Genomic DNA, 18,339 nt, shown 5'->3' on the forward strand with positions numbered 1-18,339 from the left:
CGTTCGAATCACCAGATTCGCACGCGCTGCTCGGGCGTCAGATACAGTTTCTGGCCCGGCTTCGGATCGAACGCCGCATACCAGGGATCGAGATTGCGCACGACCCAGGTGCGCTGTTCCGACGGCGAATGCGGATCGGTCAGCAGCTGGTTGCGCAGCGCCGCCTCACGGTAATTGCGCCGCCAGACCTGCGCCCAGCCGAGATAGAAGCGCTGGTCGCCGGTGAAGCCATCGATGACCGGCGCCGGCTTTCCGCCAAGCGACATCTTGTAGGCGTCATAGGCGGCACTCAGCCCCGCCAGGTCGGCGGTGTTCTCGCCCAGCGTCAGCCCGCCCTTTACGTGGAAGCCCGGCAGCGGCTCGTACGCGTCATACTGTGCAACCAGCGCGTCGGTGCGCTGCTTGAACGCGGCGACGTCGGCGGGGGTCCACCACTGGGTCAGCTTGCCGGTGATGTCGAACTTCGACCCCTGATCGTCGAAGTGATGGCTGATCTCGTGGCCGATGACGGCACCGATGCCGCCATAGTTGACCGCCGGATCCGCCTTAGGATCGAAGAACGGCGGCTGCAGGATCGCAGCCGGGAAGGTGATTGCGACCAGGGTCGGGTTCGCCTGCGCGTTCACCGTCATCGGGGTCATCCCCCATTCCCAACGGTAGACCGGCTTGCCGAGCTTGCCGATGTTGTAGTCGTGCGACCACTGCGCGGCGCGCAGCGAGTTGCCGAAGGCGTCGCCCGGGACGATCCGCAGGCTCGCATAATCGCGCCACTTGTCGGGATAGCCGATGCGCGGGGTAAAGGCGTCGAGCTTCGCCACCGCCTTCGTCCGCGTCTCGGGCGTCATCCAGTCGAGCTTGGCGACGCGCGCCTTCATCGCGGTGATGACGTTCCTGACCAGCGCGTCGGCCGCGGCCTTCGTTTCCGGCGGGAAGTACCGTGCCACATACAGCTTTGCGATGTCGTCGGTCAGCGCCCCCTGCGTAAAGGCAACCGCGCGTTTCCACCGCTCCTGCTGCTGCGGCACGCCCGTCAGCGTCGTGCCGAAGAACGCGAACCGCTCCTGGTCGAACGCCGCCGGCAGCACCGAGGCATAGCCATCGAGCGAGCGGATCAGCAGTTGGTCCTTCAAGACCGCAATCGGCGCCGCGCCGATGATCGCCGCCATGCCGGTGAAGGCGCTCGGTTGACGAACGATGACCGTCTGCGTCTTCAGCCCCGCGGCGTTCAGATAGGTCGCGAAGTCGAAGCCGGGGGCGAGAGCGGTCAACTCGGCGACCGTCATCTTGTTATAGCCCTTGTCGGCGTCGCGGCTCTGGATGCGGGTCCAGTGCTTGTCGGCGATCTGCGTTTCGAAATCGACGATCGCCTTCGCTCGCGCGTCGGCATTCGGCTCGCCGGCCAGCGTGAACATCTTGGCGATGTGTGCCTGATACGCCGTCTTCACTGCCGCCAGTTTCGGATCCGCGCTCAGATAATAGTCGCGGTCCGGCATGCCGAGCCCGCCCTGGCTCATGCTGACGGTGTAGGTGTTCGGGTCCTTGGCGTCGGCGCCGACGCCCGCGTTGAAGGGCACCGACACCCCATTGCGGTCAGCCTCGGCCAGCAGGCGAACGTAGCCTGCCTTGTCCGACACACCCTTGATCCGGTCGAGCCACGGCTTGACCGGGGTCAGGCCCTTCTTCTCGATCGTCGCGGTGTCGAGGTAAGCGTTATACGCTGCGCCAATCTTGGAATTCGGTGCCTTGGCCTGTTCCTCGATCAGTCCGCGGGTACGCAGTTCGGACTGGTCGGACAGCACGTTGAACATGCCATAGCTCGACTTGTCCGCCGGGATCGCGCTGCGCTTCAGCCACTCGCCGTTGGCAAAGGCGTTGAAGTCGTCGCCGGGCTGGACCGACCGATCCATGCCGGCCTCGTCGAAACCGAAGGTGCCATAGGTCGGACCCTCGGCCTTCGCCGCGGACGCCGGCGATGGCGACGACGACTCTTGCTGGGCGTGGAGCGCCGTCGCGCCGAGCACGGCCGCGGACGCGAGGATGAGAATGCGGGTGCGCATGGTTATGCCTCTCCTGCTGTGTCGATTACCAGATGCGGACGCGATCGGCAGGGCTGAGGAACAGCGCATCGCCATCCTTCACGCCAAAGGCCGCGTACCAGGGATCGAGATTGCGAACCATCGCGACCCGCTGCGCGCCCGGCGAATGCGGGTCGGTCAGCAGCGCCTGCCGCAGCGCCTGCTCGCGCTCCTTGCTGCGCCAGACCTGTGCCCAGCCAAGGTAGAAGCGCTGATCGCCGGTCATCCCGTCGATCACCGGCGCCGGCTTGCCGTTCAGCGACTTCTTATACGCTTCATAGGCGACCGTCAGGCCGGCGAGGTCGGCGATGTTCTCGCCCAGGGTCAGCGATCCGTTGACCTTCTGCCCCGGCAGCGGCTCGTACAGATTATACTGCGCGACAAGCTTGTCGGTGAAGGTCTTGAACCGCGCGACATCCTCCGGCGTCCACCACTCGGCCAGCTTTCCGCTCGGGTCGTATTTGCGGCCCTGATCGTCGAAATGGTGGCTCAGTTCGTGACCGATGACCGCGCCGATGCCACCATAGTTGATCGCCGGATCAGCCTTTGCATCGAAGAACGGCGCCTGCAGGATCGCCGCGGGGAACACGATCTCGTTCATCGGCGGGTTGGCATAGGCGTTGATCGTCATCGGCGTCATGAACCATTCGGTCCGATCGATCGGCTTACCCAGCTTGGCGAGGCCGCGACGGAATTCGAACTCGCTCGCGCGCGCCGCATTGCCGACCAGATCGTCGCGCTTCACCGCCAGCGTCGAATAGTCGCGCCACTTGGTCGGATAGCCGATCTTGGGGGTGAAGGCGGCGAGCTTGGCGAGTGCCTTCTGCTTGGTTTCCGGTGCCATCCAGGTCAGCCCAGCCAGGCGGTCATGCATCGCTGCACGGACGTTGACGACCAGCTTGTCCATTTCCGCCTTCGATGCCGGCGGGAAGTAGCGGGCGACGTAGATCTTGCCGACTTCCTCGCCCAACGCACCGCTGGTTGCCGACACCGCGCGCTTCCAGCGCGGCTGTTGCTGCGGCACGCCCGACAGGACCGTCCCTGTGAACGCGAAATCAGCCTGTTCGAACGGCTTCGGCAGGATGCTGGCATAGCTCTTCAGCACACGCAGCATGTAATAGTCCTTCAGCACCGGCAGCGACGCGTCGGCGAACGCCTTGGCCTCGCCGGTCAGCGCGCTCGGCTGGCGGACGATGTAGGCTGACTGGCGGGGTACGCCCATCGCCGCCTGCCACTGCGCCCAGGGGTAGCCCGGCGCCTTCGCCTCGAAATCGGCAAAGGTCCACTTGTTGTAGGTCTTGTCGGCATCGCGGTTCTCGACGCGGGTCCAATGCGCCGTGGCCAGCGCCTTTTCGAACTCGAACACGGCCGCGGCACGGGTCTGTGCGTTCGGCTCGCCGGCCAGCGTCAACAACTGCGTGAGATACGCCTGATAGGCCGTGCGGACAGCCGCCAGCTTGGCGTCGTCCTTCAGATAATAGTCGCGGTCGGGCAGCGAGGTACCCGCCTGCCCCGCACTGACGATGTAGGTGTCGGGCGCTTTGCTGTCCTGTGTCACGCCCATGCCGAACAAACCGCCGACGCCCTTCGTCTGAAGCTTGCCCGCCTCGACGACCAGTGCGGTCTTGTCCTTGGCGTTCGCGATCGCGGTCAGCCACGGCTTGACCGGGGCAATGCCCTTCTTCGCAATCGTCGCCTCATCCATATAGGCGGCATAGAAGTCGCCGATCTTGGTGCCGGGCCGCTTGGCCGAGTCCTGCAGGATCGCGTGGGTTTGCGTCAGCGACTGGTCCTGCAGGACGTGAAACATGCCCCACGAGGCGCGATCGGCCGGGATTTCGGTCGTCTTTTCCCAATTGCCGCTGGCAAAGCCATCGAAGTCGTCGCCGGGCTTGACCGAGGTGTCCATGCCCTTGGTATCGAAGCCGTAGGTGCCGATCCGCGGCCCGTCCTGCGCAGCGAGGGCAGTGACCGCGATGGTGGTTGCAAGGAAAGTGGAAACGAGACGCGAGACCCGCATGGGCGTCCTTTCAGCCGGAGGGGAGAGCGTGACAATCGACACGCAATGGCCTCTCGTAACCGACTGATGACAATCGTCAATTCCGCGTAAGCGTCACTCGTTTCGATTGTGACGTTTCCGCCACTTTGCGGCAATCCACCAACGACAGCCGAGCGCCGTCACGGCATAACCCAGGACGGCGAAGACGATCGTCAACGCCAGCAGGCCAACGATGATGGCCGGACCCGCTTCCGCATAGATCCACTGCAGCCAATCCATGTTTTCGCGGACCTTCTCCGCGATCGGCGAGCCAGGAACCGTTGCATCGAGCCGCAGGACTTTACGCCCGACCCAGTAGGCCGCACCCCATAGGACAGGGGTCGTGAACGGGTTGGTGAAGAAAGTCGTCAGTGCGGCCGCGGGAATATTCGCGCGCAACGGAAGGGCAAGGACCGCAGACGCCGGAATCTGACCCATCGGGATCAGAATGCCCGTGACCATCCCCAAGGCAACGCCGCGCGGTACGCTGCGCCGCGTGAAGCGCCACAGCGCCGGTGCCAGCACACGGTGCGCTATCGGACGCAGGATGCGGCTCTGCTCCATGCTTTCGCGCGTCGGCAGATTGCGGTGCGCCCAGGCGATGAAGCGACCCCAGACACGCATATCAGCCCCGGTCGCGGAGGATGCGGCCCTGTTCGCGCTTCCAGTCACGTTCGCGGATCGTGTCGCGCTTGTCATGCGCCTTCTTGCCCTTCGCGAGCGCCAGCTCGACCTTCGCGCGTCCCCGCGAGTTGAAATACACGGTCAGGGGAACGAGGGTCATACCCTCGCGCGCCACCGCGCCGTGCAGCTTGTTTATCTCGCGTTCGTGAAGGAGCAATTTACGGGGCCGCTTCGGTTCGTGATTGAAGCGGTTGCCATGGCTGAATTCCGGAATGTTCGCGTTCACCAGCCATGCCTGCTCGTCGCGAACCTCCGCATAGGCTTCCGCGATCGACCCCTCGCCGAAGCGGAGCGACTTCACTTCGGTCCCGGTCAGCGCGATCCCGGCCTCGAACACCGTCTCGATGAAATACTCGAAACGCGCGCGCCGATTCTCGGCGACGATGTTGGTCTTTTCGAACTGCGGGGGTTTGGGACGGGACATTGTTTGCGCGATGTAGGCGCGGCTCACGCGGAAGGAAAGCGCGGCGACCAAATCATCCGTCGCGACCGACGATCCGCTAAACGCAAACCGCCGGCGGTCGATGGAGCGACCGCCGGCGGCGTATTCTTTCGCTGTGCAGGTCGAAGCTTAGTTGCTGTCCGAACCCGACGTCGCAACGGCAACGACGCCCACTGCAGCAGCGACGATGAGCAGGATCAGGCCCGCGCCGATCGCCTTCTGCTTGCCCGCCGGCGCGCTGACACGCGCACCAGCCGGAACCGAATTCTTGAGCGACAGCTTCTGTGCCGCTTCCGCCGGACGCGCTGCAACAGCCGCAACCGGCTGAGCAACGACCATGGCAACCGCCAGGGTCGCAAGTGCCTTTGAAATCCGCATGGTCATTCTCCCTTTGTCGCCACAGTCATCGCGACGTTGCTGCAATTGCACAAAGTGCATCATTTCGCAACTGCGAGATGGGCGGGATTGAGACGAATGGGTTCAAATCGGCGTCAAATGAGTCCGGCGTGTTCGAGGGCTGCATCGACCGCGCGCCGGCTCGCCTCGGACGCCGGAGTCATCGGCAGGCGAAGTTCTGTGGAAATCTCGGGCCGTACGCGGTTCAGTGCATATTTTACCGGTCCCGGCGACGCATCGCTGAACAGGGCGGCGTGCAGCGGATACAATTGGTCATTGATGGCCAGCGCTCGCCCGTAGTCGCCCGCCAGCGTGGCCGCCTGAAAGGCTGCGCATAGCTTCGGAGCGACGTTCGCAGTCACGGAAATACAGCCCCTGCCGCCCATCGCGTTGAAAGCGAGCGCCATGTCGTCGTTCCCGGAGAGCTGAACAAACGTGGCTCCCGCCCCATCCCGATGCGCCGACACGCGCGGCAGGTCGCCGCTCGCGTCCTTGATCGCCACGATCTGGTCGAAGGCGGTCGCCAGGCGCACGACCGTTTCGGGTCTGATGTCGGTCACCGTCCGCCCCGGGACGTTGTACAGAACGATCGGCAGGTCGCACGCGGCCACGATCGCCTCGAAATGCGCGAAGATCCCGTCCTGATTCGGTCGGTTGTAATAGGGCGGCACCATCAGTGCGGCATCGGCACCGGCGTCCTTCGCCGCTCGAATATTCTGGATCGCGACCTGCGTGTCGTTCGATCCGGCGCCAGCGATGACCGGCACGCGCCCCTTCACCTGGTCGACGCAGGTGCGGACGACACGGAAATGCTCCTCGAAGGTCAGCGTCGCGGACTCCCCGGTCGTACCGCAGGGGACGAGCGCTGCGGAGCCGTCGGTCAGCTGCCATTCAACGAAGGCGCGGTAAGCATCCTCATCAAAGCTGCCGTTGCGGAATGGCGTGACGAGCGCCGGAATGGAACCGGAGAACATATTGCGACGAACAGCCTTATCTGAGCGATTTTCGGTGATGGCCGATACGGCCGGACCCGGTATCATGTCCAGCATGCAGGGGTTGTTGCGTAAATCGGGCCTGTTGGCCGCGTTGGTGGGTGTGTCGGGTGTCGCAATGGCGGCAACGATCGGACAGGCGCCGATCGCCTGGGTCGGGGCGCGGGTGCAGCAGGCGTGGCCGCCGCGCCTGCCGAGCACTGCCATCGTTCAGCCGTTGCCCGAAACGTCGCAGACGGTGCAGTCGGTCGCGGTCGATCCGTTCAGCTATACGATCGATCAGTGGCGGCGCCTGCAGCAGTCGGACAACCTGCCTTTTGCCACCTATGCCGATTTCCTTCTCGCCCATCCCGGTTGGCCGGGTGAGACCAGCCGGCGCGCCGCGGCCGAGACGGTTGCCGATGCCTCCGTATCGCCGGCGCAGGCACTGCGGTTCTTCGACAAGTTTCCGCCGATCACCGCCGCCGGCCGTGTCCGCTATGCCGAAGCGCTGGCGATGAGCGGCCAGCCCGACCGCGCCGCCGATCAGGCGCGCCGGGCGTGGCGAATGGGCGTGCTGCGCCCGACTGACGAAAGTAAGGTCTTGGCCTTGTTCCCCGCGGCGTTGGCGCCGGCCGATCACGACGCCCGGATCGATATGCTGCTGTGGCAGGGAAACACGAGCGCCGCGCAGCGCTGGCTGTCGTTTGCCAGCGTTGAGCGGCGGCCGATCTTCGACGCGCGGATCGCGTACCGGACGAAAGCTGCCGACGCCGCCACCCGCGGCGCGACGGTGGAGGCGATCGGGCAGAACGACGCCGGCTTCCTGGCCGACCGAGCGAATTGGTACCGCGACAACGGCGCGAGTCCGACCGCGCGGGCGCAGCTCGCCCGCACGCACGCGATTGCGACGCCGCCGGGCTCCGCGGAAAAATGGTTCGAGGTATTGCTGACCGCCGCGCGTGGCGCCGCCGCCGATGGTCAGCACGCGACGGCCTATGACATCGCGCGTCAGGTCGACGACGCCTATCTGCCCGGCACGGACGTCTCGACGCGGCCGTTGGGCGAGCGCGACGACTATACCAGTCTCGTCTGGCTGGCCGGCACGACGGCGATGAAGCAACTCGGCCGCCCCCGCGACGCGGTCGGCATGTTCGACCGTTATTCGCGTGGATCGAAGACTCCGACGACTCAGTCGAAGGGGCTCTACTGGGCGGGCCGCGCAGCAGAGGCAGCGGGCGACCGGGCGGCGGCGCAAAACTATTTTGCGCGCGCGGCCGGCTTCGGGGATCTCTTTTACGGCCAGCTCGCCAGCGAACGGCTGGGCCAACCGCTCCGCCGCCCCACGCCGGTGAACACCGCCACCGTCGATCCGGCTGCGCGCGCCGCCTTTGCCAATCGCGACGTCGTCCGCGCCGCGCGCCTGCTTGGGGCGCAGCGGAATGCGCGCGAGCAGAGCATGTTCATCCGCCAGATCGCGGCGGACGCGACGACCGATGTCGATCATGCGCTGGCGAGCGAGCTTGCCGCCCAGATCAATCGCCCCGACCTGGGCGTCCTCGTCGGCAAGAGCGCGCTGCAGAACGGGCTGAGCGATTTCACGGCCGCCGGCTATCCCAGCGTGCGCGTGCCGGCTGCGGCGAACGACAGCTGGACGATGGTCCACGCCATTGCCCGGCAAGAAAGCCAGTTCGATCGCAACGCCGTCAGCCATGCAGGTGCACGCGGTCTGATGCAGCTCATGCCGGGCACCGCCCGCGACGTCGCGGGCAAGCTCGGCCTGGGCTATGATGCGTCGCAGCTGAACGCGAATACCGACTACAACATTCAACTCGGTTCGCATTATTTCGAGAAGATGTACGCGCTCTACGGCAGCTATCCGCTCGCCGTCGCCGCCTACAATGCTGGTCCCGGCAACGTGAACAAATGGCTTCGCGCCAACGGCGACCCGCGCACCGGCAGCGTCGACGTAATCGACTGGGTCGAGGCGATCCCGTTCTTCGAGACCAAAAACTACGTCCAGCGCGTGCTGGAAAACGCGGTTGTCTATGATCTGATGAACCCGGACCGCGCGCGATCGAAGGGCCCGAACAACCTCAGCTGGTATCTCGGCAAGCGTACTCCCGGCTGATAGGGCGGCCAGCATGGATCGCCCCAATTACATCACCCCGGCCGGCTATGCCGCGCTGCGCCAGGAATATGAGGCGCTGTTCGCGGTCGAGCGGCCGAAGCTGGTGGACACCATTGCCTGGGCGGCGGGGAATGGCGACCGTTCGGAAAACGGCGACTATATTTACGGTCGCAAGCGGCTGCGCGAGATCGACCGACGGCTGGGTTTCCTGTCGAAGCGGATGAAAGCGGCGAAGGTCGTCGATCCGCGCGCGCAGGAAGATCGCAGCCGCGTCTGGTTCGGCGCGACCATCACGATTGCCGACGAGGACGATCAGCACCGAACGCTGACGCTGGTTGGGGACGATGAGGCGGAAGCGGGCGACGGCCGGGTCGGCTGGAACGCGCCGATCGCGCGCGCGCTGCGCGGCGCTGCCATCGGCGACGTGCGCCGCGTGATGCTGCCGTCGGGCGAGCGCGAATATGAAGTGATGGAGATCAGCTATCCGTCGAAATGACGGAACGGCCGCCCCGCCCGCTCATTTCTCCTGGAAGAGGAGAGAGTGATGAGCGACACGCGTACCGATACCGCCCGCGCGCACGACGATCGCGACCTGATCGAAGGCGTCGACAGCGAACCTGACGCCGTCGGTGGGACCAGCAGCAACGCGGTCGGTCGCGCCGTCGGGGCGCGCGACGAAATGAACATTGTCGACGATCCCGAAGGCACCGAACGCGCGACCAAGAGCGATGCGATCGACGCCGGCGTTGCCGAACCGTCCAACCGAGCCGGCGGCGACACCGGCGGAATGTGACCGGATCGACCTGAATTTCGCAGAAATCCGCGGGTCGCGCCGGAGCCAAAGCCCCGTCGGGACGTTGTCACATTACCGGGGTAGCCGCCGTGGCGGCTGACAACAAAGGGCCAATATCTTGGAGGGCGGCGCGAGTGATGACGCGCTCGCCGAGTGGAGTGTATCGTGACTAACGTGTCCGTTGATTTCGACTATTATCAGCGTCGCGCCGAGGCGCAGCTTGAATTGGCCCAGAAGAGCGTGGAACCGGCCGCCGTCGCGGCGCATGTCGCGATCGCCGAGCGTTATCTCGAAATCTGCGAACCTGCCCGACTGGCCGAACTTGCCGAACACGACGGGCCACGGCTGGCACCGATTGCCGCGTAACGCGCTGGATCTGCAGCCCATCCTCGTCCTGCCGCGCGATGGTAACGCGTTGCGCCGAACAGACTCCCTGGCGCGGTGAGTTCCCGGCGCCGGCCGTCGTGTTCCCCCCGCCACTGCCGCTAAGGTCGATGTCTGGGTGGACGGCACAGGGTCGTTCCATCAGGGCGGGGACATATCATGGGTGAAATGCAGCGCGTGCTGGTGAGTGGTCGCGTGCAGCAAGTCGGGTATCGCGATTATGTCGTGCGCCAGGCGCAGAAGCTCGGCGTGAAAGGCTGGGTACGAAATTTGAGCGATGGCCGGGTCGAATTGCTGGCCGATGCCGACGCCGCCGTTCTCGACGAGTTTCTGGCAAAGTGCCGAGAGGGGCCACAGCTTGCCCGAGTCGACGACATCTCGGCGTTTCCGGTGGAGGAACGTCCCGTGAAGGGCTTCACCAAAAGGTTTACGCCATAGGCAAGTCGCGGGCCGCCCCGGCGATGGGCGGCCCGCGATAGCAACTCAGCGCGTCAGCTTCTTGTAGGCAAGCGCGGTCGGGCGATCCGCCGCGTCGCCCAGACGGCGTCGCTTGTCTTCCTCATACGCCTCGAAATTGCCTTCGAACCATTCGACGTGGCTGTTGCCCTCGAACGCCAAAATGTGCGTCGCCAGGCGATCCAGGAAGAAGCGATCGTGGCTGATGACCACGGCGCAGCCCGCGAAATTCTCGATCGCCTCTTCAAGCGCACCCAGCGTTTCGACGTCGAGGTCGTTGGTCGGCTCGTCGAGCAGCAGCACGTTGCCGCCGCGCTTCAGCATCTTGGCGATGTTCACGCGGTTGCGCTCCCCGCCTGACAGCTTGCCGACGTTCTTCTGCTGGTCCTGGCCCTTGAAGTTGAACGCCCCGACATAGGCGCGGGTCGACATGTCGTGGCCGTTGACCTTCATGTAATCCAGGCCGTCGGAGATTTCCTGCCAGACGTTGTTCTTGTCATCCAGGTGATCGCGGCTCTGGTCGACATAGCCCAGCCGCACGGTCGACCCCATATCGATCTTACCGGTATCGGGCTGTTCCTGGCCGGTGATGAGCTTGAACAGCGTCGACTTGCCCGCGCCGTTCGGCCCGATGACGCCGACGATGCCGCCGGCCGGCAGCGTGAACGACAGGTTCTCGAACAGCAGCTTGTCGCCATACGCCTTGCTGACGTCAGTCACCTCGATCACCTTGCCGCCCAGGCGCTCGGGCACCTGGATGACGATCTGGGCCTTGCCGGGTGTGCGGTTCTGCTGCGCTTCGACCAGCTGATCGAACTTGGCGATACGCGCCTTCGACTTGGTCTGGCGGCCCTTCGGCCCCTGACGGATCCACTCCAGCTCGTCGCGAATCGCCTTCTGGCGGCCCGATTCCTCGCGGTCCTCCTGCTCCAGCCGCTTGGCCTTCTTTTCCAGATAGGTCGAGTAATTGCCCTCGTACGGGAAATACTTGCCACGGTCGATTTCGAGGATCCAGCCGACGACATTGTCCAGGAAGTAGCGATCGTGGGTGATCATCAGGACCGCCCCCGGATACTCCTTCAAATGGTGCTCCAGCCAGTTCACCGATTCGGCGTCCAGGTGGTTGGTCGGCTCGTCGAGCAGCAGGATCGACGGCTTCTGGATCAGCAGGCGGGTCAGCGCGACGCGGCGGCGCTCACCGCCCGACAGATTTTCGACCGACCAGTCCGACGGCGGACAGCGCAACGCCTCCATCGCGACTTCGAGCTGGTTGTCGAGCGTCCAGCCGTCGACCGCGTCGATCTTGCCCTGAAGCTCGCCCATCTCCTCCATCAAGGCGTCGAAGTCGGTGTCGTCCTTCGGGTCGCCCATTTCGGCCGAGATCGCGTTGAAGCGATCGACCATGTCGGCCACCTCGCGGGCACCGTCCTTCACGTTCTCCAGCACGGTTTTGGCCGGATCGAGCTGCGGCTCCTGCTCCAGATAGCCGACGGTGATGTTCTCGCCCGGCCAGGCTTCGCCGGTGAAGTCCTTGTCGACCCCCGCCATGATCTTCATCAGCGTCGACTTGCCGGCGCCGTTAGGGCCGACGATGCCGATCTTCGCGCCCTGATAGAATTGCAGGTTGATATTGCTGAGCACCGGCTTTTGGGCGCCGGGGAAGGTCTTCGTCATGTCCTTCATGACAAACGCATATTGGGCGGCCAACTGGGGTCTCCGTTCGAGCGATCTGAATGCGGGAAATTGCCCGCGCGATGTAATGGCTGGACGCGCGATTGGCAACGCGCCTACCACCCGTTCCCATGACCAAGCGCCTCCTGCTCGCGGCCGTCGCCGCCTTCGCCCTTCCCCTCCCCGCCGCGGCCCAGCAGATGGACGCCGCCCAGATGCGCGACGCTGCGCTGACGGACGACATCGCCTGGGACATCACCGAAGGGCTGACGACCGAAGTCGGCCCGCGGCTGGCTGGTACCGAGGCGGAGGCGCGGGCGCGCGACTGGGCGGTGAAGAAGCTCACGGCGCTGGGCTTCAAGAACGTCCGCATCGAGCCCTTCAAGATGCCCGTCTGGGTCCGCGGCGAGGAAACGGCGGAGATCGTCGCCCCCTTCCCCCAGAAACTTTATCTGACCGCTCTCGGCAACTCGGGCGCGACGCCCGTCACGGGAATGACGGCCCAGGTCGTCTATTTCCCGACGCTTGCCGACCTCAATGCCGCGCCCGACGGCAGCCTGAAGGGCAAGATCGCCTTCGTCAGCCACGCCATGATGCCCACGCAGGACGGGTCGTCCTATGGCTATTTCGGCGGCGTCCGGCGATCCGGCCCAGCGCTGGCGGCGAAGAAGGGGGCGGCAGCGATGCTGATCCGCTCGATCGGCACCGACTACCACCGCAATCCGCATGCCGGCGGCACGAACTTCCCCGAAGGCACCAAGGCGATTCCGGCCGCCGCCCTGTCGATCCCCGACGCCGAGCAACTGGAGCGCGTGCTGAAGCGCGGGGCGCCGGTGCGCATCAAACTGACACTGACGCCGCGCCAGACCGGCATCAAGGAATCGGGCAACGTCATTGCCGAAGTGCCGGGCAGCGATCCATCGGCGGGGATCGTCCTCGTCGGCGGGCACCTCGACAGCTGGGATCTCGGCACCGGAGCGATCGATGACGCGACGGGCGTCGCCATCACCGCCGCCGCCGCCAAGCGGATCATGGATGCCGGCACGCCGCGTCGCACGATCCGCGTCGTCTGGTTCGGCGCGGAGGAAGTCGGCGTGTTCGGCGGCCGCGCCTATGCCGAAGCGCATGGCAGCGACAATCATGTCGCCGCGGCCGAAAGCGATTTCGGCGCGGATCGCATCTGGCGATTCGAGACGAATTTGCCCGATAGCGCGAAGGCCGTGGGCGACCGGCTGGCAACCGCCCTCGCCCCGCTCGGTATAGCCAGGGGGCCGGGCAAGGCGAGCGACGGCGCCGACGTCGGGCCGATCATGGCGAAGGGCGTAGCCGCGATCGACCTCAACCAGTCGGGCCTCGATTACTTCAACTTGCACCACACGCCCGACGACACTCTGGACAAGGTCGACCCGGCAAAATTGCGTCAGAACGTAGCGGCATGGACGGCAATGCTCGCAATTGTCGCAAACGCCCCCGAAACGATCGGTCGCGTTACGCCCGCCCGATAATCGCCCTATTTGATGCGTCCTACGCTGGCACTCTGCGACGAGCCGACCAATTTGAGCGTTGACGTGGGGTGCGGCGTCGGTAATGCGGCGAATTCGCGTCGGCAATCGGGCCGGTCCGCGACCGAAATTTTTGCTTGGGAGCAATTAATGAAGAAGGTTCTCATTGTCGCCGCTGCTGCCGGCCTGATGTCGCTCGCGGCGTGCAATTCGCAGCAGGCTGAGTCGAACGAAGCCAACGCGGAAGCGGTTGCCGACAACATCGAAGCACAGGCCGACAATCTCGAAGCGATGGCCGACAACGCCACCAACGAGTCGACCGAAGCGATGCTCGAGAACGCTGCCGACAACATGCACGCAAAGGCCGATGCGGCCGAAGCGAACGCCGACAACGAGACCGACGTCAAGTAATCGGCTTCCAGGCCGCCTACGGTCTGGACGAGATTCGAGGGCGCTTCCCGATCGCGGGAGGCGCCCTTTCTTTTGTCCGTTGCCTGTGAAGGAACACCCTTGACCATTCGACTTCGACGATCGCGCGCCGATGACGCCGACCATGTCATCGCCGTCTGGATCGCAGCGGTCGACGCGACGCACCATTTCCTCACGGCCGAGGATCGGATCGCCATCGAAGCCGAGGTGCGCGATTTTCTGCCGAGCGCGTCGCTATGGCTCGCCGTCGATCAGGACGACCGCCCCCGCGCCTTCATGCTACTCCGCGACGCGCACATGGACGCGCTGTTCGTCGATCCCGCGTCAGCCGGTCGGGGTGTCGGTCGACTGCTGGTTGAACACGCTCTCACCGAACATCCGACGTTGACCGCCGACGTCAACGCACAGAACGAGGGCGCGATCGGCTTCTATCGGCGAATGGGGTTCGTCGAAATCGGTCGCTCCGCTCTGGACGACAGCGGCCGCCCCTACCCGCTGATTCACCTCGCCCGGCGTCAATAATCGTCGCCGCCCCCGAACTGTGCTTCGCCGGCATAGTCGCTGAAGCGCGTGATATTCGCCTCGAATCGCATCGTTACCTTGCCCGTCGCACCATGGCGCTGCTTGGCGACGATCAGCTCGGCCAGACCGTGTACGCGGTCCATCTGCATCGCCCAGGCGGCGTGGTCGTCGAAGACACGGGTGTCGTCGCCGTCGGTCGGGATCTTGGGCTCGCGTGCGGCGAGATAATAATCCTCGCGGTACACGAACCACACCATGTCGGCGTCCTGCTCGATCGAGCCCGATTCACGCAGGTCCGACAGCATCGGGCGCTTGTCCTCCCGCTGCTCGACCGCACGGCTGAGCTGGGACAGCGCGATGACCGGCACGTTCAGATCCTTCGCCAGCGTCTTCAGGCCGCGGCTGATTTCCGAAATTTCCTGCACACGCCCGTCGCCAGACGATTTCGCCGAGCCCGACAACAGCTGCAGATAATCGACCACGACCAGGCCGAGCTGGTTGTTCTGCCGCCGCTGGAGGCGGCGGACGCGGGTGTGCAGGCCGCTGATCGACAGGCCCGCGGTATCGTCGATGAACAGCGGCAGGTTTTCGAGGTCGGCGGCGGCGGCGGCGAGTTGCGCGAACTCTGCCTTGCTGATCTTGCCCATGCGCAACGATTCGGAACTGATCCGCGCCGCTTCGGCGAGCACGCGCGTCGCCAACTGGTCGGCCGACATTTCCAGGCTGAAGAACGCGACCTTCGCGCCCACCGACTTCTCGGGCGGGATGCCAAGGCGCATGTCGTCCATCCACCGCTTGGCGGCGTTGAACGCGATGTTGGTGGCAAGCGAGGTCTTGCCCATGCCGGGACGGCCGGCGAGGATGATGAGGTCGCTGTGGTGAAGGCCACCGATCTTCTGGTTGATCGAATCGAGACCCGTCGTGACGCCCGACAGGCCACCGCCGGCGTTCAGCGCCTTTTCCGCCAGGCGCACCGCTTCGGTCGTCGCCTGAGCGAAGGTCTTGACCGTGTTCGCACTGCCGCCGTCCGCGGCGACATTGAACAACAGCTCTTCCGCCGCCTCGATCTGCGCGCGCGGATTGACCTCCTCCGAGGTATCCATGGCCCGGTCGACCAGCGTACGGCCGACCGTCACCAGCGCGCGGAGCATCGCCAGGTCGTAGATCTGCTGCGCAAACTGCTTGGCACCGATCAGGCCGGCGCCGCTGCCCGTCAATTGCGCGAGATAGCCGGGACCGCCCAGCGCCTTCATCCCCTCGTCGCCATCGAACATCGGACGCAGCGTCACCGGGGTTGCCAGCATGTCATTCTGCCGCAGCGAGCGGATCGCGGCAAAGATGCGGCCATGAAGCGGCTCGAAGAAATGCTCGGGCTCGATCCGGTCGAGAATGTCGTCCGCCAGACGATTGTCGATCATCATCGCGCCGAGCAGCGCGGCTTCTGCCTCGACATTCTGGGGCAGTTGCGGGGCGGGTGCGTCGAGGGCACGAATCTGGGTAGCCATGCCGCCCCTCTCCCACCCCACGCCGATCACATCAACCGCCGTGCGACGGGCGCCCTGTGGATCACGGGGAGCGTTGCCGTTTGGCGAGGGGGCCCGTAAGCCGGTCGGATGGCCGATCCGCGGATCATCGATGTCGAACTGGACGAACGCACGATCCTGTGGCGCTCGGCCGACGTCGAACAGGAACGCCGCATCGCGATCTTCGACCTGCTGGAGGACAACAGCTTTGCGCCCCAGCGTCAGCATCCCGACGGCTATGCCGGACCGTACCGGATCAAGCTGAGCGTCGAGGACGGACGACTGGTGCTCGCCATCCATCGTGAGGACGGCAGGCATCTGGAAACGCTGATCCTCGCACTCGGGCGGTTCCGCCGCCCGATCCGCGATTATTTCGCGATCTGCGACAGCTATTATCAGGCGATCCGTGCCTCGACCCCGCAGCAGATCGAAACGATCGACATGGCGCGGCGCGGCATTCACAATCAAGCGGCGGAATTGCTGATCGAGCGGCTGGAGGGCAAGGTGACGGTCGATTTCGACACCGCGCGCCGGCTCTTCACGCTGATCTGCGTGCTGCACATCAAAGGATAAGCAATGGACGATACCGCTCTGATCGCCGCGGCGCGTGCGGCCGCGATGAACGCCCATGCCCCCTATTCGCGCTTCGCGGTCGGGGCGGCGGTGCTGATGACCGACGGGTCAGTCGTCACCGGCGCCAATTTCGAAAACGCCAGCTACGGCCTGTCGCTCTGCGCCGAGACGGTCGCATTGGCGACGATCAGTGCCCAGGGTCGCCTGCGCGAGGTCGCGGCAGTGGCGGTGATCGGCGGCGCGATGGATGCCGGTGGCCGTCCGACCGGCACCGGTCCGGTCAGCCCCTGCGGCCGTTGTCGCCAGGTAATCAACGAAGCGGCGCAGATGAGCCGCCGCGACCTGCCCGTGATCTGCGGCGCTGCCGAGGGCGATGCCGTGCGCCGCTATCGCCTGTCGGAGCTTCTTCCCGACGCTTTCGGTCCGGCCGACCTGGGGCTTGCCTGAGTTCGGGACTTGCCGACCGCGCGGGGACCCGCGACAAGCTGCCGCAGATCAGGGGGAAGACATGGCGATTCTATCCGACAAATGGATCCGCGAACGCGCGTTGGCCGACGGAATGATCGAGCCGTTCGTCGAGGCGCAGCGTCGCGAAGGCTGCATCAGCTATGGCCTGTCCTCCTATGGCTATGACGCCCGCGTTGCCGACGAATTCAAGATTTTCACCAACGTCGACAGCGCCGTCGTCGACCCCAAGAATTTCGCCGCGAACAGCTTCGTCGACCGCAAGACCGACGTCTGCGTCATCCCGCCCAACAGCTTCGCACTGGCGCGGACGGTCGAATATTTCCGGGTGCCGCGCGATGTGCTCGTCATCTGCCTCGGCAAATCGACCTATGCCCGCTGCGGCATCATCGTGAACGTCACCCCGCTGGAACCGGAGTGGGAGGGTCACGTAACGCTCGAATTCTCGAACACGACACCGCTGCCGGCAAAGATCTACGCCAATGAAGGCGCGTGCCAGTTTCTGTTCCTGAAGGGTGATCAGCCCTGCGAGACGAGCTACGCAGACCGCGCGGGCAAATATATGGGCCAGCGTGGCGTTACGCTGCCGCGACTCTAGCCCGTATCCACCGGTCCCGCCGGCCGAGGTCGGAAGAGGAATAGCAGTCCCGGCAGTTCGCTCGAGACGAATAGCGGCGCCCGGGACCACCACCATAAAAAAGGCGGCAGCTCGCGCTGCCGCCCAATGTCACCGTATCCGCGGTCCGCCTTCAACGAGCCGCGGTCTGATACGCACTGATCCGGCCAAGACCGGCTTGCGCAATCTGATGCGACGAGACGACGCTCTTGTCGCCGCGGTCGAGCAACACCGGATCGCGGTCCAGAACCTGACGATAGAGTGTCGCAGCCTGCATCTGGCGGCCAGTCGCCGCATAGACCGCGGCAAGGTTGACCAGCACTTCGGCGCTGCCTGGATAAATCTGTCGCTCGGCCGACAGCAAACGCTCTGCCTTCACATAATTACCACCGACGATCGCGTCGTGCGCCAACCGCACCGCACCGTCCTGTGCCAACGCAGGGGTCGCGGCGATCACCGCCGTTGCAACCGCTACAGCAAGCTTCTTGACCATCCCATCCTCCGTCCGTTTGTTACTGTTTTATGACGTATGGGTGTCACTTTTGTTTCGCATCGGCAAGTGCGTATATTGCATTTCCATGACAGTGACGGTTTCGTAACGAATTAGCCTTAGGAACCTGCAATGATCTGAAAGGTTTGGCTTCCGTCTGCGCGTCTGGAGCCAAGCC

20 protein-coding genes are annotated in these 18,339 nt (G+C 64.8%); 11 read left to right on the forward strand and 9 right to left on the reverse strand.

What is annotated here, in order from left to right:
• Nucleotides 1-8: 8 nt before the first annotated feature.
• The 6 genes from JW805_08610 to JW805_08635 all read right to left on the reverse strand — a co-directional run bounded on the left by JW805_08610 (nucleotide 9) and on the right by JW805_08635 (nucleotide 6,609).
• Nucleotides 9-2,057: a peptidase M13 gene (locus JW805_08610; protein ID MBN2972077.1), complete on the reverse strand. Its 2,049-nt coding sequence runs from the start codon at nucleotides 2,055-2,057 to the stop codon at nucleotides 9-11.
• A gap of 25 nt (nucleotides 2,058-2,082) precedes the next feature.
• Nucleotides 2,083-4,095 (reverse strand): peptidase M13, encoded by a 2,013-nt coding sequence (locus tag JW805_08615; GenBank protein ID MBN2972078.1) that lies wholly within the window; start codon nucleotides 4,093-4,095, stop codon nucleotides 2,083-2,085.
• A 93-nt stretch (nucleotides 4,096-4,188) separates the two neighbouring features.
• Nucleotides 4,189-4,737, reverse strand: a complete 549-nt coding sequence (locus JW805_08620; protein ID MBN2972079.1) for a DUF2062 domain-containing protein — start codon at nucleotides 4,735-4,737, stop codon at nucleotides 4,189-4,191.
• 1 nt (nucleotide 4,738) lies between these two features.
• Nucleotides 4,739-5,221, reverse strand: a complete 483-nt coding sequence (gene smpB / locus JW805_08625; GenBank protein MBN2972080.1) for an SsrA-binding protein SmpB — start codon at nucleotides 5,219-5,221, stop codon at nucleotides 4,739-4,741.
• A gap of 147 nt (nucleotides 5,222-5,368) precedes the next feature.
• On the reverse strand, nucleotides 5,369-5,617 hold the full coding sequence (locus tag JW805_08630; protein MBN2972081.1) for a hypothetical protein: 249 nt from the start codon (nucleotides 5,615-5,617) through the stop codon (nucleotides 5,369-5,371).
• 113 nt (nucleotides 5,618-5,730) lie between these two features.
• A complete protein-coding gene (locus JW805_08635) occupies nucleotides 5,731-6,609 on the reverse strand; it encodes a 4-hydroxy-tetrahydrodipicolinate synthase (GenBank protein MBN2972082.1) in 879 nt (292 codons plus the stop codon).
• A gap of 37 nt (nucleotides 6,610-6,646) precedes the next feature.
• Between JW805_08635 and JW805_08640 the strand changes: the two genes are divergently transcribed.
• From JW805_08640 to JW805_08660, 5 genes are all read left to right on the forward strand, one after another.
• Entirely contained in the window at nucleotides 6,647-8,737 is a 2,091-nt protein-coding gene (locus tag JW805_08640) for a lytic transglycosylase domain-containing protein (GenBank protein ID MBN2972083.1), read from the forward strand.
• A gap of 13 nt (nucleotides 8,738-8,750) precedes the next feature.
• Entirely contained in the window at nucleotides 8,751-9,233 is a 483-nt protein-coding gene (greB, locus tag JW805_08645) for a transcription elongation factor GreB (protein ID MBN2972084.1), read from the forward strand.
• Nucleotides 9,234-9,281: 48 nt separating this feature from the next.
• Nucleotides 9,282-9,530 (forward strand): hypothetical protein, encoded by a 249-nt coding sequence (locus JW805_08650; GenBank protein ID MBN2972085.1) that lies wholly within the window; start codon nucleotides 9,282-9,284, stop codon nucleotides 9,528-9,530.
• Nucleotides 9,531-9,695: 165 nt separating this feature from the next.
• Nucleotides 9,696-9,896: a hypothetical protein gene (locus JW805_08655; GenBank protein MBN2972086.1), complete on the forward strand. Its 201-nt coding sequence runs from the start codon at nucleotides 9,696-9,698 to the stop codon at nucleotides 9,894-9,896.
• Nucleotides 9,897-10,073: 177 nt separating this feature from the next.
• Nucleotides 10,074-10,352 (forward strand): acylphosphatase, encoded by a 279-nt coding sequence (locus JW805_08660; GenBank protein ID MBN2972087.1) that lies wholly within the window; start codon nucleotides 10,074-10,076, stop codon nucleotides 10,350-10,352.
• Nucleotides 10,353-10,397: 45 nt separating this feature from the next.
• Here JW805_08660 and ettA read toward each other — a convergent pair whose 3' ends face one another.
• Nucleotides 10,398-12,053, reverse strand: coding sequence for an energy-dependent translational throttle protein EttA (ettA, locus tag JW805_08665; protein ID MBN2972088.1), 1,656 nt, complete (start codon nucleotides 12,051-12,053; stop codon nucleotides 10,398-10,400).
• Between the two features lie 119 nt (nucleotides 12,054-12,172).
• Here ettA and JW805_08670 point away from each other — a divergent pair, with 119 nt between their 5' ends.
• The 3 genes from JW805_08670 to JW805_08680 all read left to right on the forward strand — a co-directional run bounded on the left by JW805_08670 (nucleotide 12,173) and on the right by JW805_08680 (nucleotide 14,494).
• A complete protein-coding gene (locus JW805_08670; protein MBN2972089.1) occupies nucleotides 12,173-13,546 on the forward strand; it encodes a M20/M25/M40 family metallo-hydrolase in 1,374 nt (457 codons plus the stop codon).
• A 12-nt stretch (nucleotides 13,547-13,558) separates the two neighbouring features.
• Nucleotides 13,559-13,954: a hypothetical protein gene (locus JW805_08675; protein MBN2972090.1), complete on the forward strand. Its 396-nt coding sequence runs from the start codon at nucleotides 13,559-13,561 to the stop codon at nucleotides 13,952-13,954.
• A gap of 99 nt (nucleotides 13,955-14,053) precedes the next feature.
• The gene (locus tag JW805_08680; protein MBN2972091.1) at nucleotides 14,054-14,494 is read left to right on the forward strand and encodes an acetyltransferase; all 441 of its coding nucleotides are present in this window, start codon (nucleotides 14,054-14,056) and stop codon (nucleotides 14,492-14,494) included.
• Here JW805_08680 and JW805_08685 read toward each other — a convergent pair.
• Complete coding sequence (locus JW805_08685; GenBank protein MBN2972092.1) at nucleotides 14,488-15,999, reverse strand: replicative DNA helicase; 1,512 nt, start codon at nucleotides 15,997-15,999, stop codon at nucleotides 14,488-14,490. The two genes, JW805_08680 and JW805_08685, sit on opposite strands and share 7 nt — an antisense overlap.
• Before the next feature lie 108 nt (nucleotides 16,000-16,107).
• Here JW805_08685 and JW805_08690 point away from each other — a divergent pair, with 108 nt between their 5' ends.
• The 3 genes from JW805_08690 (at nucleotide 16,108) to JW805_08700 (ending at nucleotide 17,653) form a co-directional block, all read left to right on the forward strand.
• The gene (locus JW805_08690; GenBank protein ID MBN2972093.1) at nucleotides 16,108-16,590 is read left to right on the forward strand and encodes a UPF0262 family protein; all 483 of its coding nucleotides are present in this window, start codon (nucleotides 16,108-16,110) and stop codon (nucleotides 16,588-16,590) included.
• A 3-nt stretch (nucleotides 16,591-16,593) separates the two neighbouring features.
• Complete coding sequence (locus tag JW805_08695) at nucleotides 16,594-17,037, forward strand: cytidine deaminase (GenBank protein MBN2972094.1); 444 nt, start codon at nucleotides 16,594-16,596, stop codon at nucleotides 17,035-17,037.
• Between the two features lie 61 nt (nucleotides 17,038-17,098).
• Nucleotides 17,099-17,653, forward strand: a complete 555-nt coding sequence (locus JW805_08700) for a dCTP deaminase (GenBank protein ID MBN2972095.1) — start codon at nucleotides 17,099-17,101, stop codon at nucleotides 17,651-17,653.
• Between the two features lie 151 nt (nucleotides 17,654-17,804).
• On the opposite strand, the gene JW805_08705 is transcribed toward JW805_08700, so the two are convergent.
• Nucleotides 17,805-18,164 (reverse strand): hypothetical protein, encoded by a 360-nt coding sequence (locus JW805_08705; protein ID MBN2972096.1) that lies wholly within the window; start codon nucleotides 18,162-18,164, stop codon nucleotides 17,805-17,807.
• Between the last annotated feature and the right edge of the window lie 175 nt (nucleotides 18,165-18,339).

It is taken from the genome of Roseomonas aeriglobus (assembly GCA_016937575.1).
Taxonomy (GTDB): domain Bacteria; phylum Pseudomonadota; class Alphaproteobacteria; order Sphingomonadales; family Sphingomonadaceae; genus Sphingomonas; species Sphingomonas aerigloba.

Coding starts and splice junctions, on each gene's coding strand:
- JW805_08650 (MBN2972085.1), top strand. CDS start 9,282: ATGAGCGACACGCGTACCGATACCGCCCGCGCGCACGACGATCGCGAC.
- JW805_08700 (MBN2972095.1), top strand. CDS start 17,099: ATGGCGATTCTATCCGACAAATGGATCCGCGAACGCGCGTTGGCCGAC.
- JW805_08675 (MBN2972090.1), top strand. CDS start 13,559: ATGCGTCCTACGCTGGCACTCTGCGACGAGCCGACCAATTTGAGCGTT.
- ettA (MBN2972088.1), bottom strand. CDS start 12,053: ATGAAGGACATGACGAAGACCTTCCCCGGCGCCCAAAAGCCGGTGCTC.
- JW805_08640 (MBN2972083.1), top strand. CDS start 6,647: ATGGCCGATACGGCCGGACCCGGTATCATGTCCAGCATGCAGGGGTTG.
- JW805_08660 (MBN2972087.1), top strand. CDS start 10,074: ATGGGTGAAATGCAGCGCGTGCTGGTGAGTGGTCGCGTGCAGCAAGTC.
- JW805_08615 (MBN2972078.1), bottom strand. CDS start 4,095: ATGCGGGTCTCGCGTCTCGTTTCCACTTTCCTTGCAACCACCATCGCG.
- JW805_08690 (MBN2972093.1), top strand. CDS start 16,108: ATGGCCGATCCGCGGATCATCGATGTCGAACTGGACGAACGCACGATC.
- JW805_08635 (MBN2972082.1), bottom strand. CDS start 6,609: ATGTTCTCCGGTTCCATTCCGGCGCTCGTCACGCCATTCCGCAACGGC.
- JW805_08695 (MBN2972094.1), top strand. CDS start 16,594: ATGGACGATACCGCTCTGATCGCCGCGGCGCGTGCGGCCGCGATGAAC.
- JW805_08620 (MBN2972079.1), bottom strand. CDS start 4,737: ATGCGTGTCTGGGGTCGCTTCATCGCCTGGGCGCACCGCAATCTGCCG.
- JW805_08705 (MBN2972096.1), bottom strand. CDS start 18,164: ATGGTCAAGAAGCTTGCTGTAGCGGTTGCAACGGCGGTGATCGCCGCG.
- smpB (MBN2972080.1), bottom strand. CDS start 5,221: ATGTCCCGTCCCAAACCCCCGCAGTTCGAAAAGACCAACATCGTCGCC.
- JW805_08610 (MBN2972077.1), bottom strand. CDS start 2,057: ATGCGCACCCGCATTCTCATCCTCGCGTCCGCGGCCGTGCTCGGCGCG.
- JW805_08670 (MBN2972089.1), top strand. CDS start 12,173: ATGACCAAGCGCCTCCTGCTCGCGGCCGTCGCCGCCTTCGCCCTTCCC.
- JW805_08685 (MBN2972092.1), bottom strand. CDS start 15,999: ATGGCTACCCAGATTCGTGCCCTCGACGCACCCGCCCCGCAACTGCCC.
- JW805_08630 (MBN2972081.1), bottom strand. CDS start 5,617: ATGCGGATTTCAAAGGCACTTGCGACCCTGGCGGTTGCCATGGTCGTT.
- greB (MBN2972084.1), top strand. CDS start 8,751: ATGGATCGCCCCAATTACATCACCCCGGCCGGCTATGCCGCGCTGCGC.